Annotated in this window: 13 protein-coding genes; 5 read left to right on the top strand and 8 right to left on the bottom strand. The window is 61.2% G+C overall.

What is annotated here, in order from left to right; genetic code table 11:
- Positions 1–117: 117 nt before the first annotated feature.
- From CKW25_RS07225 to CKW25_RS07240, 4 genes are all read left to right on the top strand, one after another.
- On the top strand, positions 118–1,062 hold the full coding sequence (locus tag CKW25_RS07225; RefSeq protein ID WP_095078499.1) for an alpha/beta hydrolase: 945 nt from the start codon (positions 118–120) through the stop codon (positions 1,060–1,062).
- A 42-nt stretch (positions 1,063–1,104) separates the two neighbouring features.
- Positions 1,105–1,575: a MaoC family dehydratase gene (locus CKW25_RS07230; RefSeq protein WP_095078500.1), complete on the top strand. Its 471-nt coding sequence runs from the start codon at positions 1,105–1,107 to the stop codon at positions 1,573–1,575.
- A 257-nt stretch (positions 1,576–1,832) separates the two neighbouring features.
- The gene (locus CKW25_RS07235; protein ID WP_040070258.1) at positions 1,833–2,069 is read left to right on the top strand and encodes a DUF3820 family protein; all 237 of its coding nucleotides are present in this window, start codon (positions 1,833–1,835) and stop codon (positions 2,067–2,069) included.
- A gap of 28 nt (positions 2,070–2,097) precedes the next feature.
- Complete coding sequence (locus CKW25_RS07240; RefSeq protein WP_095078501.1) at positions 2,098–3,279, top strand: aminotransferase class V-fold PLP-dependent enzyme; 1,182 nt, start codon at positions 2,098–2,100, stop codon at positions 3,277–3,279.
- Positions 3,280–3,412: 133 nt separating this feature from the next.
- Here the strand turns inward: CKW25_RS07240 and CKW25_RS07245 are convergent, their stop codons facing one another.
- From CKW25_RS07245 to zwf, 3 genes are read right to left on the bottom strand one after another with little or no spacing between them, the layout of a single operon-like run.
- Positions 3,413–4,078 carry a bifunctional 4-hydroxy-2-oxoglutarate aldolase/2-dehydro-3-deoxy-phosphogluconate aldolase gene (locus CKW25_RS07245; protein ID WP_095078502.1) on the bottom strand — a complete coding sequence of 222 codons (666 nt, stop codon included), beginning with the start codon at positions 4,076–4,078 and terminating at the stop codon, positions 3,413–3,415.
- Between the two features lie 17 nt (positions 4,079–4,095).
- Positions 4,096–4,809, bottom strand: coding sequence for a 6-phosphogluconolactonase (gene pgl, locus CKW25_RS07250; protein WP_095078503.1), 714 nt, complete (start codon positions 4,807–4,809; stop codon positions 4,096–4,098).
- Positions 4,796–6,265 (bottom strand): glucose-6-phosphate dehydrogenase, encoded by a 1,470-nt coding sequence (gene zwf / locus CKW25_RS07255; RefSeq protein WP_095078504.1) that lies wholly within the window; start codon positions 6,263–6,265, stop codon positions 4,796–4,798. The genes pgl and zwf overlap by 14 nt, the downstream gene beginning before the upstream one ends.
- Before the next feature lie 249 nt (positions 6,266–6,514).
- Between zwf and CKW25_RS07260 the strand changes: the two genes are divergently transcribed.
- Positions 6,515–7,375 carry a MurR/RpiR family transcriptional regulator gene (locus CKW25_RS07260; protein WP_172736448.1) on the top strand — a complete coding sequence of 287 codons (861 nt, stop codon included), beginning with the start codon at positions 6,515–6,517 and terminating at the stop codon, positions 7,373–7,375.
- Positions 7,376–7,529: 154 nt separating this feature from the next.
- Here the strand turns inward: CKW25_RS07260 and CKW25_RS07265 are convergent, their stop codons facing one another.
- The 5 genes from CKW25_RS07265 to CKW25_RS07285 form a co-directional block, all read right to left on the bottom strand.
- Positions 7,530–8,384 carry a D-hexose-6-phosphate mutarotase gene (locus tag CKW25_RS07265; RefSeq protein WP_095078506.1) on the bottom strand — a complete coding sequence of 285 codons (855 nt, stop codon included), beginning with the start codon at positions 8,382–8,384 and terminating at the stop codon, positions 7,530–7,532.
- 115 nt (positions 8,385–8,499) lie between these two features.
- Positions 8,500–9,849 (bottom strand): carbohydrate porin, encoded by a 1,350-nt coding sequence (locus CKW25_RS07270; RefSeq protein ID WP_095078507.1) that lies wholly within the window; start codon positions 9,847–9,849, stop codon positions 8,500–8,502.
- A gap of 221 nt (positions 9,850–10,070) precedes the next feature.
- The gene (locus CKW25_RS07275) at positions 10,071–11,231 is read right to left on the bottom strand and encodes an ABC transporter ATP-binding protein (RefSeq protein WP_095078508.1); all 1,161 of its coding nucleotides are present in this window, start codon (positions 11,229–11,231) and stop codon (positions 10,071–10,073) included.
- Between the two features lie 3 nt (positions 11,232–11,234).
- Complete coding sequence (locus CKW25_RS07280; RefSeq protein WP_095078509.1) at positions 11,235–12,080, bottom strand: carbohydrate ABC transporter permease; 846 nt, start codon at positions 12,078–12,080, stop codon at positions 11,235–11,237.
- Positions 12,073–12,981: a carbohydrate ABC transporter permease gene (locus CKW25_RS07285; protein ID WP_095078510.1), complete on the bottom strand. Its 909-nt coding sequence runs from the start codon at positions 12,979–12,981 to the stop codon at positions 12,073–12,075. The genes CKW25_RS07280 and CKW25_RS07285 overlap by 8 nt, the downstream gene beginning before the upstream one ends.
- Positions 12,982–12,996 lie beyond the last annotated feature (15 nt).

Raw genomic sequence — 12,996 nt, forward strand, 5'->3', positions numbered from 1 at the left:
CAAATATAAGCACGACTGTCATTGATGGTGTGAATCTTGCCGCCTTGGGAGGCCCGCATCGGACGCCAGGCGCTTGATCAGCTATACAATGCAACGACTCAGCGCAAAGGAATCGCCATGATCCACGACACGTTCTGGTTGACCGCGAATGACCACAGCCAGCTTTTCGTCAACCAGTGGTTACCCGAAGGCCCGCTCAACGCGGTGATCCTGCTGTCCCACGGGATGGCGGAACATAGCGCAAGGTACGAACGCCTGGCGCAGGTATTGTGTAACCAAGGGTACGGCGTCTATGCCCTGGACCAGCGTGGCCATGGCAAGACCGCGGAAAACGGGGTACTCGGGCATTACGCGGACAAGGATGGCTGGCGCAAAGTGGTCGGTGACCTGGCCAGCCTGAACCAGCACATCGGCCAACAGCATCCGGGCACGCCGATTGTGTTGCTGGGCCACAGCATGGGCAGCTACATTGCCCAGGCTTACCTGCTGCACCACAGCGCCAGCCTGTATGGCGCCGTACTCAGCGGCTCGAATTTCCAGCCCGTGGCGCTGTATCGCATGGCGCGCCTGATTGCCCGCCTCGAACGCTGGCGCCAGGGCGCGACCGGTCGCAGTGCGCTGATCGAGTGGCTGTCGTTCGGTTCGTTCAACAAGGCGTTCAAACCCAACCGCACCCCGTTCGACTGGCTCAGCCGCGACCCGGCGGAAGTCGACAAGTACGTCAACGATCCACTCTGCGGCTACCGCTGCACCAACCAGTTGTGGATCGATATGCTCGGCGGCTTGCAGCAGATCAGCAAAGCGTCCAATCTCGCGCAGATCGATCCGGGCCTGCCGTTGCTGGTCATTGGCGGAGAATGTGATCCGGTGAGTGAAGGCAAGCGTCTCAAGGCGTTGGCCGAAGCACTGCGCCAGGCCGGCAACCAGTGCCTGCAACTGACGATCTACCCGCAGGCACGGCACGAACTGTTCAACGAAAGCAACCGCGATGAAGTGACCGCGGACCTGCTCACCTGGCTGGCCCAGGCATTGAGCCACCGCCGGCCACCCAGAACCGAATAACGTTTGGTTATTACACTTAACTCGTCACAGGATTCAAGACACATGACCCAGGTTACCAACACGCCGTACGAAGCCCTCGAAGTCGGCCAGACCGCCAGCTACAGCAAATCCGTCGAAGAGCGCGACATTCAGCTGTTTGCCGCCATGTCCGGCGACCATAACCCGGTGCACCTGGATGCCGAGTTCGCAGCGGCGAGCATGTTCAAGGAGCGTATCGCCCATGGCATGTTCAGTGGCGCACTGATCAGTGCCGCGGTCGCCTGCGAGCTGCCTGGGCCCGGGACCATCTACCTCGGCCAGCAGATGAGTTTCCAGAAGCCGGTGAAGATCGGCGACACCCTGACCGTGCGCCTGGAAATCCTCGAGAAACTGCCGAAATTCCGCGTGCGCATCGCCACCCGCGTGTTCAACCAGCGTGATGAGCTGGTGGTCGATGGCGAAGCCGAGATCCTCGCGCCCCGCAAGCAACAGACCGTGACCCTGCCTACCTTGCCGACCATCAGCATCGGCTGATTGACCGCTCACCGGTGGCGAGGGAGCACGCTCGCTCGCCACAAGGCCGAGCCCCTTTACGATTGTTCAACGCTTGCGAACGGGCGCGCTCCTGGCTGCTCCGCCCGCACGTCGCCGTGAACAGCGCCTGATCGCTTGGAGCTGTCCGCTGCATCACCCGCAAGCATCTGTATGCTGGTTATTGGCAGGATCTGTCGATTGGCGTGCCTGCGCAATGCCTGTATTTTCCGGACTGTATGAATCAAGACGACTGACCGATGAACCCCGAAACGCTTGAACTGCTGGTCACCCGAGAAATGCCCTTCGGCAAATACAAAGGGCGCATCATTGCCGACCTGCCCGGCCCGTACCTGAACTGGTTCGCCCGCCAGGGTTTCCCCCACGGTGAACTGGGGGGCCTGCTGGCCCTGATGCAGGAAATCGACCACAACGGTTTGTCCGACCTGCTCGACCCACTGCGCGCCAAGCACGGCAAACCCAAGCCTCGCCACTGAACCACCGAATCCAGACCGAGTTCTCCCCATGCCCGATAACACCTTCCGCGCCCATGATGAAGCCTTCTGGCGGACCTTTGCCGATCGCTACGATGTCCAGCCTGGCCCCATCAACCTGGAAAACGGTTACTTCGGCCGCATGTCGCGCACGGTCATCGAGGAATACCAACGCAACATCGAACTGATCAACAGCAGCAACTCGGTACACGTGCGTCAGCGCTTCGAAAAACTCGAAAGCGTGGAGATTCGCAAGCAACTGGCGGACTTGCTGCGAGTACCCGCGCAAGCCGTGGCCCTCACCCGCAATGCCTCGGACGCGCTGCAATCGTTGATTCGCAACTACAACCGCTTGCAGCCGGGTGACCAGGTACTGATCTGCGACCTGGAATACGACACGGTCAAAAGTGCGATGCGCTGGCTGGCACGCTATCGTGGGGTCGAGGTGATCGAAATCGAGCACTCCCACCCCGCCAGCTTCGAAAGCCTGGTGGCGAGCTATCGCGCGGCATTCGAGCAGCACCCACGAATCAAACTCATGGCCCTGACCCACGTCACCCACCGCACCGGCCTGGTGATGCCGGTCAAGGCCATTGCCGCCAGTGCCCGTGAGCACGGGATCGACGTGATCCTCGACGGCGCCCATGCCCTGGGCCAGATCGAATTCGACCTCGATGAACTGGGCATCAGCTTTGCCGGCTACAACCTGCACAAATGGATCGGTGCACCGCTGACCCTGGGCTTCCTCTACATCGCCCCGCAACGCCTGGCCGACATCGATCCAGACATGGACGAGTTTCATTTCCCGGCCACCGACATCCGCTCACGCACGCCGTACAGCACGCCGAACATTCCCGCCTTGCTGACCTTGCCGCTGGTGTTCGAAGAACATCGCGCCATCGGCAGCGCGGCCGCCAAGGGCGCCCGGCTCAACTACCTGCGCAATCTGTGGGTCGACGCCGTTCAAGGCGCGCCAGGCATTGAGGTCATGACCCCGAATGACCCGCGCCTGTATTGCGGCATCACCTCGATGCGCTTCACTCGCCAGGCCGACCAGCAGGCGATGGTCGACCGCCTGCTCAGCGACTACAACCTGTTCACCGTGGCCCGCAGCGGTTCGGCCTGTGGGCCGTGCATTCGCATCACCCCCGGCCTGATCAGCACGGCAGCGGACATGCACCTGATGGCGCAGGCGCTGATCGAACTGAGTTGAGGCCCGCCGCCCCTTGAATGCAACGGGGCGGCACTTTTCGCCAGGCAAAAAAAACGGCGCACCGACCAAGTGCGCCGAAAAGCCGTAGAACGCAACTACTACAATTCTTCGTAAAACCCTGCGGGCTACCCCGTCAGTCCAGCAGCGCCAGCGCCTCGGCGGTGCACTCCTGAATGCGTGCCCAGTCGCCGTTCTTGATCCACTCCGGATCCAGCATCCAGCTGCCACCCACGCACATCACGTTTTTCAACGCCATGTAGCTCTTGATGTTGGCCGGGCTCACGCCACCGGTGGGGCAGAATTTCACTTCGCCGAACGGGCCGCCAAGGGCCTTGATCGCCGCCACGCCACCGCTGACCTCTGCCGGAAACAGCTTGAAGCGGCGGTATCCCAGGGCATAGCCTTCCATGATGCCGGAGGCGTTGCTGATGCCGGGCAACAGCGGAATCGGGCTGTCCACGCTGGCTTCGAGCAAGTCGCGGGTGATGCCTGGCGTAACAATGAACTGCGAGCCTGCCGCTTCAGCGGCGGCCAGCATGGTGCGATCCAGCACGGTGCCGGCACCGGTGAGCAACTCCGGACGCTGCTCGCGCAGAATCTGGATGGCCTTGAGGCCGAACTGCGAGCGCAGGGTCACTTCCAGGGCCGTCAGGCCACCCGCTGCCAGGGCATCGGCCAACGGCAACACGTCCTGTTCGCGAGCGATGGTGATGACCGGCAGGATCCGCGCCTTGGCGCAGAGACTGTCGATCAGGGCAACTTTATCCGCCATGGAAACGGCAAGGGATGGGGTTGTCATAGCGGATGATCCTTGGCTCATGGGCACCAGTAAATCTCTAACGTGGGTTGCAAAAACGCGCGAATCGGCATTGCGGCGACATCGTCACCGGCCAGTGCGGCGCTCAGGGTGATCAGCTTGGACTGACCGGAAATCGATAGAACGGTATGCGTCGCCGACGCCAACAATGCACGACTCATGGTCAGGCGCTGATGCGGCACGGTGGGCGCCAGCATTGGCCAGCAACGGCGCGTACCGTCGGCCTGCAACGCTTGCGCAAGATTCGGACTGTCCGGGAACAGCGAGGCGGTGTGACCGTCATCGCCCATCCCCAGCACCAGCACGTCAATCCCTGGCAGCTCGGCGAGCAAACGATCCGCCTGCTCGGCGGCCAACTCCAGGTTGGCGCTGGCGCTGTACAGGCTCAGAAACTGCGCCTGGGCCGCCGGGCCTTGCAGCAGGTAACGCTTGAGCAGGCCGGCATTGCTGTCGGCGTGTTCGACGGGCACCCAGCGCTCGTCAGCCAGGCTGACCACCACCTTCGACCAGTCCAGTTTCTGCTTGGCCAGGTGCTGGAAAAATGCCACCGGACTGCGCCCACCGGACACCACCAGCGTTGCCGTTCCCGTGGCGTCGAGCGCATCGCTCAGTTGCTTGGCCACCTTCAGTGCCAGGCCTTCGGCCAGCAGCACCGGGCTTTTGAACTCATGGGCGCTGACGCCCCGGGGCAGTTTCAATTTAGATATCGCCATACCACGACCTCCCGTCCCGCGTGATCAGAGCAATGGAGCTCATTGGCCCCCAGGATCCGGCTGCGTACGGCTTGGGCGCATCACCGGACTTCTTCCATCCGGCGATCAACTGGTCGCACCATTTCCACGCGGCCTCGATTTCATCTTTGCGGACAAACAGGTTCTGATTGCCGCGCATCACTTCCAGCAACAACCGCTCGTAGGCGTCGGGGATCCGCGCACTGCGCCAGGTATCGGAAAAGTTCAGCTGCAACGGCCCGCTGCGCAACTGCATGCCCTTGTCCAGGCCCTGCTCCTTGGTCATCACCCGCAAGGAAATGCCTTCGTCCGGCTGCAGGCGGATGATCAGCTTGTTGCTGATCTGCAAGCGCTGCTCGGGGGCGAAGATGTAGTGCGACGGTTCCTTGAAGTGGATGACGATCTGCGACAGCTTTTCCGGCATGCGCTTGCCGGTACGCAGGTAAAACGGCACACCGGCCCAACGCCAGTTGCGGATGTCGGCGCGCAGGGCGACGAAGGTCTCGGTGTCGCTCTGGGTATTGGAGTTTTCTTCCTCCAGGTAACCCGGTACCGCCTTGCCTTCACTGTGCCCGGCGATGTACTGGCCACGCACCACCTGAGTGCTCAGGCCTTCCGGACTGATCGGTGCCAGCGCTTTGAGCACTTTGACTTTCTCGTCGCGGATGCTGTCGGCCGACAGGTCCGCCGGAGGGTCCATGGCGATCAGGCACAGCAGCTGCAGCAGGTGATTCTGGATCATGTCCCGCAACTGCCCGGCCTTGTCGAAATAGCCCCAACGGCCTTCGATCCCGACCTTCTCGGCAACGGTAATTTCCACGTGGGAAATGTAGTTCTGGTTCCACTGGGTTTCGAACAGGCTGTTGGCGAAACGCAGGGCGATCAGGTTCTGGACCGTTTCCTTGCCCAGGTAGTGGTCGATACGGTAGGTACGGTTTTCCGGGAAAAACCGCGCCACGGCGTCGTTGACCTTGCGCGACGATTCCAGGTCCGAACCGATGGGTTTTTCCAGCACCACGCGGGTGTTTTCAGTCAGGCCAACCTGCGCCAGGTTCTCGCAGATTGCCCCGTAGACCGCCGCCGGCGTGGCGAAGTAGGCAATCATCCGCTGCGTCGTGCCTGCCAGTTCAGCCAGGACCACATAGTCATCGGTCTTGAGAAAGTCGACATGCAGGTACGTCAGCCGCGCCAGGAAGCGATCGATCACGGCTTCGTCCAGTTCCTTGGCAGGCACATAGTGGCGCAGTTCCCGGGCGATGAAGGCCAGGTGCTCCTGCGCGCTGCCCGGCTCACGGGCCAGTGCGATAATGCGCGAGTCCTCATGCAGCAGGCCTGCACCATCGAGTTGGTACAAGGCAGGAAACAGCTTGCGCAGGGCCAGATCGCCCAAGGCGCCGAACAAGGCAAAGGTGCACGGTTCAACCGTAATCGAAGGCATGATGTTTGTTCTTTTATCAAGTTAAGCTACAAATACCTTTTTTCAAGGCATCACTCAAGGGAAAATGTAGTAATAACCACAACATTATTCCAAAATACAGATTCCCGGTGGTGGTCAGTCAGGGCCACCAGTAGGATAGGCCACCGCAAAGGGCCTTACCAAAGGCCCGATTTTCATAGCCGAGCCTTTACTTGCAAGCAGCGAGTCTGCTGGCATAGCAGCCGCTCTAAGGAAACATTTATGGACCGCGTGCGAAATTTACTGGAACAGATCCAGAATCGCCTTGCCGACCTGAACAAGGCTGAGCGTAAAGTCGCCGAAGTCATCCTGCTCAACCCGCAGCAGGCGACTCGCTTCAGCATCGCCGCCCTCGCCCAGGCCGCCTCGGTCAGCGAACCGACGGTCAACCGTTTCTGCCGCTCGTTCGGCGTCAGCGGCTACCCGGAACTCAAACTGCAGTTGGCCCAAAGCCTGGCCAGCGGTGCCGCCTATGTCTGTCGCGCGGTGGAAGCCGACGACAACCCGGAGGCCTACACCCAGAAGATCTTTGGCAGCGCCATCGCCTCGCTGGACAGCGCCTGCCAGGCCCTGGACCCGAACCTGGTCAGCCGCGCCGTGGACTTGCTGATCCAGGCCCGGCAGATCCACTTCTTCGGCCTCGGCGCATCGGCGCCGGTCGCGCTGGATGCCCAGCACAAGTTCTTTCGCTTCAACCTGGCCGTCACCGCCCACGCCGATGTGCTGATGCAGCGCATGATTGCTTCCGTGGCCCATACCGGTGAGCTGTTCGTGATCATTTCCTACACCGGTCGCACCCGTGAGCTGGTGGAAGTGGCGCGCATTGCCCGCGAGAACGGTGCCTCGGTACTCGGCCTCACGGCTGAAGGCTCGCCACTGGCCAAGGCCAGCACCCTGAGCCTGAACATCCCGTTGCCGGAAGACACCGACATCTACATGCCGATGACCTCGCGGATCATTCAGTTGACCGTGCTCGACGTACTCGCCACCGGCATGACCCTGCGCCGCGGCGTCGACTTCCAGCCGCACCTGCGCAAAATCAAGGAAAGCCTCAACGCCAGCCGGTATCCGGTGGGGGATGAGTTCAACTGAGACCAGATGCTTCTGTGTTGAATGATCCGGCCTCTTCGCGGGCAAGCCCGCTCCCACAGGTTCAATGGCAGCCGCAAGTTTTGTGCTCGACATGGACACTGTGGGAGCGGGCTTGCCCGCGAAGGGGCCAGTCCAGACACCGCAATATCTTGAACTAAGCCGCCGCCCACGCCTGCAAACTCAAATGCGCCCGCTCCCCCGGGGCCAGGCTCAGGCTGTCGGTACCACCGCTGGCCGCTTCCACGCAGACAAACTCGCTCACCTCATTCCAGCTCACCCCCAGCAGCGGGCGCGATCCGGGGTGCCAGACCACGGTGTCCGCGCTGTCGCCGGTATCGATGCACAATTGGCGCTGCCAGGCATGGTCCTTGAGCTGTAGCTCGCCCTCGTGCTGAAACACGCGCTGGCAGCCACCCTCGACCCGCAACTCGCCTTTTTGCTCGCACGCCTCACGCTTGAGCTGGTCATAACCCTGCGCGCCATCCAGCCCAGACAGCGCTACCTCACCAACATCGCCAATACGCCAATACGCATGCAAAGCATGACTCAACTGGCACGGCAGGCTGTCCTGGTGCTCGGTGCTCAGGCGCAGGTCCATACGCTCGCCCAAGTGCGCGTGCAGCTCGACTTGCCAATCGCACAGCTGTAACTGCCAGTGCAGGTGCACGCCGTCGTCATCGCTGCGACTGTCGATCAGCTTCCAGTCCAGCAGCCGTGCCCAGCCATGGGATGGCCAGGCGTTTTCACTCGGATGCCGGCCATACCACGGCCAGCACACCGGGACTCCGCCGCGAATGGCGCCGACCTGCGGCCACTTCGCCGCGCACCACAACCAGGGTTTCTGGCCTGTGGGCTGGAAGTGCAACAACTGCGCGCCCTGGCGACTGAACACCGCCTGGCACAGCGGATGATCAATCACCAACACGTCGCGCTTCTGATAGCGCTCCCACGCGAACACCGGACGCTCGCGCAAGGACTTGAAGAAACGTTGTAGCGGATGCTCTGGCATGTGCCACGGTCCTGAAAATCAGCGATCACCAAGGGGCGCGCCACCCCAAAAAAAAGCGGACAGCCTGGGCCGTCCGCAAAAATGCGCACATGGGAAGGAGCTTATCGCAACAGCGTTAGAACACCGACTGAATTTTCAGGCCGGCGACCAAAGCGTTATCGACTTCATCCACGCCACCTGGGTGAGTGACGTATTGCAGGTTAGGACGCACGGTCAACCAGTTGGTAACGTGGAAACCATAGTTGAGTTCGTAGTTGTACTCGGTGTCACGCAGCGGCGAGAACAGCGGATCCTCGTAGTTGGCGACACCGTTGGCGGCGTTGGTCAGCTCGGCGTTTTTCTTCACGTCATCGTTGACATGGATACGGGCAAAACCGATACCGACATCATCTTTTGGACGTGCATCGAACGGGCCCTTGTACACAAACATCAGCGACTGGTAGTTGTCGACGATGTTGGTGTCCTTGTCGTGGAAAGTGGCGTTGGCCGCAATGTTCAGGCCGCGCGTAGCGTCACCGCCATGGCTGGTGAGTTGCTGCTGTGCAACGAACCAGTAGCCGTGCTTGCTGCTGTGGCTGCGATAGGCATTGCCGCTGGTGGCCGCATCATTACCGTTGTCATCCTCACGGACGTCATCGGCCTTGGCCGTACTTTTGTAGTAACCGACACGGTACTCGCCCGGCAGGCTGTTGACCTTCGGCGACCAGACCAGCTCGACCGGCAGCACGGTGCCTTCGGTACCGCTGCCGCTGAGCTTGAAACCATTACCGTGTTCCAGTTGCGACGGGGTCTGGTTGTACGCGCCGATCTGCGCATAGAACTCGGGCGAGATGTTGTACTTCACTCGGATCGCCGCCTGGCTGACCGGCCAGTTGTACCAGATGTTGGTGGCCCAGTTACCCACCTGGGAGCCGCAGAACGCCAGGTTCTGGAACTCACACGGGAAGGTGTTGAAGTCTTCGCCTTCACCGAAGTAACCGGCCTTGACGTCCAGTGTGTTGTCGAAGAACTGATGCTGGATCCACAACTGGGTCAGGCGGACCATATGGCCACGGCCGTAGACTTCCTGAGAGGAACTCAAGGTGCCGGCACGCGGGTCGCCGATACGGTCATTGGAGATGTTCTCGCCGTTACGGTTGGTGAGCTGGATCTTGGCCTGGGTGTTATCCCAGCCGAGCAATTTTTCCAGGTCCAGCGCCGCGCCCAGGCCAAACTGGTCGGCGTAACGCGCAGTCTTGTCGTCGTTGTAGCCGCCGTGGAGGTTACCGCCGACTTCACCGACGTAGTCCATTTTGATGTCGATGCCTTGATCGATCAGCTTGGTCCGCTCGCCGCCCCAGTCACCCGTCATCCACTTGGAATCGGCACTGAACGCCTCGGCCGCGTGCACGCTGCCGGCCAGGCTCATCGCCGCAATCGCGGACAGCTGGCAGATAATCCGGGCACTGGTGTTGTTCTTCTTCATCCCTACATCCTCGTCTTATTGTTATTAACTTTTCTTTTTCTAACGCGGTTACTACGGTGGTGTCGGACGACAGGCCGTCCGTCACGGATATCCCCCTTGTAGGAGCGAGCTTGCTCCGGGCGGCGTTCCGACGATGGTCTCAAATGCACCGCGTTCACCCAGACGGCGCACGTCATCGTTAACGTCCATCGCGAGCAAGCTCGCTCCTACAGTTTTGATTTTCAGCGGCCTTTGAATTGGGCGACGTTGGCTGTGTGCAATTCGGTTTGTGGTTGACCGGCAGCCCCCAAACGCTCCCCGGTCCTGGCATCGAACAGCAGAACTTTCGATGGGTCGAATTGCAGCGTCAGGGTCTCGCCCACGGCCGGCGCGACGTCCGGTGCCAGGCGGCAGCAGACCTTGGTTTCGTTCAGGTTGACGAACACCAGGGTGTCGGGGCCGGTGGGCTCGGTGACCTGTACTTCGGCCCGAATGGTCGGCAGGCCATTGGCCTCGCCGTTCGCCAGCACGATTTGCTCCGGGCGCATGCCCAGGATCACTTCTCGATCCTCGAGCCCCGCGTCCTGCATGCCCAGCGGCAGCTCGCAGCGGGCCTGGCCACTGTCGAGCAACGCCAGCAGGCGGCCGTCCTTGCGCTGCAGGCGCAGGGGAATGAAGTTCATCGGCGGCGAGCCGATGAAGCTGGCCACGAACAGGTTGGCCGGGTCGTTGTAGATCTGCTTCGGGGTGCCGAACTGCTGAATGATCCCGTCCTTCATCACCGCCACCTTGTCGCCCAGGGTCATGGCTTCGATCTGGTCGTGGGTCACGTAGACAGTGGTGGTTTTCAGGCGCTGGTGCATCAGCTTCATTTCGGTGCGCATCTCGACCCGCAGCTTGGCGTCGAGGTTGGACAACGGTTCATCGAACAGATAAATCTTCGGCCGCCGCGCCAATGCCCGGCCCATGGCCACGCGCTGTTGCTGCCCCCCCGAGAGCTGACCCGGCTTGCGGCTGAGCAGGTGTTCGATTTGCAGCAGCCTGGACACCCGCGCCACTTCTTCATCGATGTCGGCGGCGGGCATTTTGCGAATCTTCAAACCGAAGGCGATGTTGTCGCGCACGCTCATGGTCGGGTACAGCGCATAGGACTGGAACACCATGGCGATGTCGCGATCCTTGGGGCTCATGCCGCTGATGTCGGCGTCATCCACCAGGATCGCCCCGCCGCTGATGTTCTCAAGGCCGGCGATGCAGTTCATCAAGGTCGATTTGCCGCAGCCGGACGGGCCGACCAGGATCAGGAATTCACCGTCATCGATCTTCAGTTCGATGTTCTTCAAGGTGTCCGGCAAGCCAGCGCCGTAGGTTTTGTTGACGTTGCGTAATTCGAGCGTTGCCATGTTCTACCCCTTGACCGCGCCGGACGTCAGCCCGCGCAGGAAATACTTGCCAGCGAATATGTAGACCAGCAGTGTCGGCAACCCGGCGATCATCGCCGCCGCCATATCAACGTTGTATTCCTTGGCCCCGGTGCTGGTGTTGACCAGGTTGTTCAAGGCCACGGTGATGGGTTGCGCATCGCCGCTGGCGAAGACCACACCGAACAGGAAGTCATTCCAGATCTGGGTGAACTGCCAGATCAGGCAGACCATCACGATCGGGATCGACATCGGCAGCAGGATCTTGCCGAAGATGGTGAAGAAGCCCGCGCCATCCAGGCGTGCCGCCTTGACCAGTGCATCGGGAATGCTCACGTAGTAGTTGCGAAAGAACAGCGTGGTGAATGCCAGCCCGTAGACGATGTGCACCAGCACCAGCCCGGTAGTGGTGTTGGCCAGGCCCAGCTTGCCGATGGTGAACGAGGCTGGCAGCAGCACGGTCTGGAACGGCAGGAAGCAGCCAAACAGCAGCAGGCCGAAAAACAACTGCGAACCGCGGAAGCGCCACATCGACAGCACATAGCCGTTCATTGCACCGACGAAGGTGGAGATCAGCACCGCCGGCACGGTGATTTTCACCGAGTTCCAGAAGTAGCCGCCCACGGTGTCCCAGGCCTTGATCCAGCCAATGCCGTCGATCACTTGCGGCCAGCTCAACAGGTTGCCGGTGCGAATGTCTTCCGGGGATTTGAAGCTGGTCAGCAGCATCACCACCAGCGGGATCAGGTACACGGCCGCCGCCAGCAGCAGCGTCGCGTAGATGGCAATGCGGCTGAGGCTCAGGGTGGGTCTGGCGAGTGGATTACTCATGGCGTTTGCCCCGCAGTTCGGAGTACAGGTACGGCACCAGAATCGCCAGGATCGCACCGAGCATCATCATCGCGCTGGCCGATCCGATGCCCATCTGGCCACGGCTGAAGGTGAAGGAATACATGAACATCGCCGGCAGGTCGGAGGAGTAGCCCGGCCCCCCTGCCGTCATCGCCGCCACCAGGTCGAAGCTCTTGATCGCGATATGCGCAAGGATCATGAAGGCACTGAAAAACACCGGGCGCAGGCTCGGCAGGACGATCTTCAGGTAGATGGTCGGCAGGCTGGCACCGTCGACCTGGGCAGCACGGATGATCGACTGATCGACACCGCGCAGCCCCGCCAGGAACATCGCCATGACAAACCCGGAGGCTTGCCACACGGCAGCGATCACCAGGCAGTAAATCACCCGGTCCTGATCCACCAGCCAGTCCAGGCGAAATCCTTCCCAGCCCCAGTCGCGGAGCATTTTGTCCAGGCCCAGGCCCGGGTTGAGCAGCCACTTCCAGGCAGTACCGGTGACGATCATCGACAGCGCCATCGGGTACAGGTAGACCGTGCGGATGAAGCCTTCCCGGCGGATGCGCTGATCCAGCAGCACCGCCAGAAACACCCCCAGCACCAGGCTGATGGCGATGAACATGCCACCGAAGACCGCGAGGTTCTTGCTGGCGACCCACCAACGGTCGTTGTCCAGCAAGCGCACGTACTGCTGCAGGCCGACCCACTTGTAGCTCGGCATGAAGCTGGAGTTGGTAAAGGACAGGACGAATGTCCAGAGGATGTAACCGTAGAAGCCGACCAGGACGATCAGCATGCTCGGCGCCAAAACCAGTTTGGGGAGCCAGCGCTGCAGTGCGTCGAACGGTGAGGCTTTGCTGAAAACCGCCACAGAGCTCATCGGGATTATCCAGGT

The organism is Pseudomonas sp. Irchel s3h17 (assembly GCF_900187505.1).
Lineage (GTDB): Bacteria > Pseudomonadota > Gammaproteobacteria > Pseudomonadales > Pseudomonadaceae > Aquipseudomonas.

Coding starts and splice junctions, on each gene's coding strand:
- CKW25_RS07225 (WP_095078499.1), top strand. CDS start 118: ATGATCCACGACACGTTCTGGTTGACCGCGAATGACCACAGCCAGCTT.
- CKW25_RS07230 (WP_095078500.1), top strand. CDS start 1,105: ATGACCCAGGTTACCAACACGCCGTACGAAGCCCTCGAAGTCGGCCAG.
- CKW25_RS07235 (WP_040070258.1), top strand. CDS start 1,833: ATGAACCCCGAAACGCTTGAACTGCTGGTCACCCGAGAAATGCCCTTC.
- CKW25_RS07240 (WP_095078501.1), top strand. CDS start 2,098: ATGCCCGATAACACCTTCCGCGCCCATGATGAAGCCTTCTGGCGGACC.
- CKW25_RS07245 (WP_095078502.1), bottom strand. CDS start 4,078: ATGACAACCCCATCCCTTGCCGTTTCCATGGCGGATAAAGTTGCCCTG.
- pgl (WP_095078503.1), bottom strand. CDS start 4,809: ATGGCGATATCTAAATTGAAACTGCCCCGGGGCGTCAGCGCCCATGAG.
- zwf (WP_095078504.1), bottom strand. CDS start 6,265: ATGCCTTCGATTACGGTTGAACCGTGCACCTTTGCCTTGTTCGGCGCC.
- CKW25_RS07265 (WP_095078506.1), bottom strand. CDS start 8,384: ATGCCAGAGCATCCGCTACAACGTTTCTTCAAGTCCTTGCGCGAGCGT.
- CKW25_RS07270 (WP_095078507.1), bottom strand. CDS start 9,849: ATGAAGAAGAACAACACCAGTGCCCGGATTATCTGCCAGCTGTCCGCG.
- CKW25_RS07275 (WP_095078508.1), bottom strand. CDS start 11,231: ATGGCAACGCTCGAATTACGCAACGTCAACAAAACCTACGGCGCTGGC.
- CKW25_RS07280 (WP_095078509.1), bottom strand. CDS start 12,080: ATGAGTAATCCACTCGCCAGACCCACCCTGAGCCTCAGCCGCATTGCC.
- CKW25_RS07285 (WP_095078510.1), bottom strand. CDS start 12,981: ATGAGCTCTGTGGCGGTTTTCAGCAAAGCCTCACCGTTCGACGCACTG.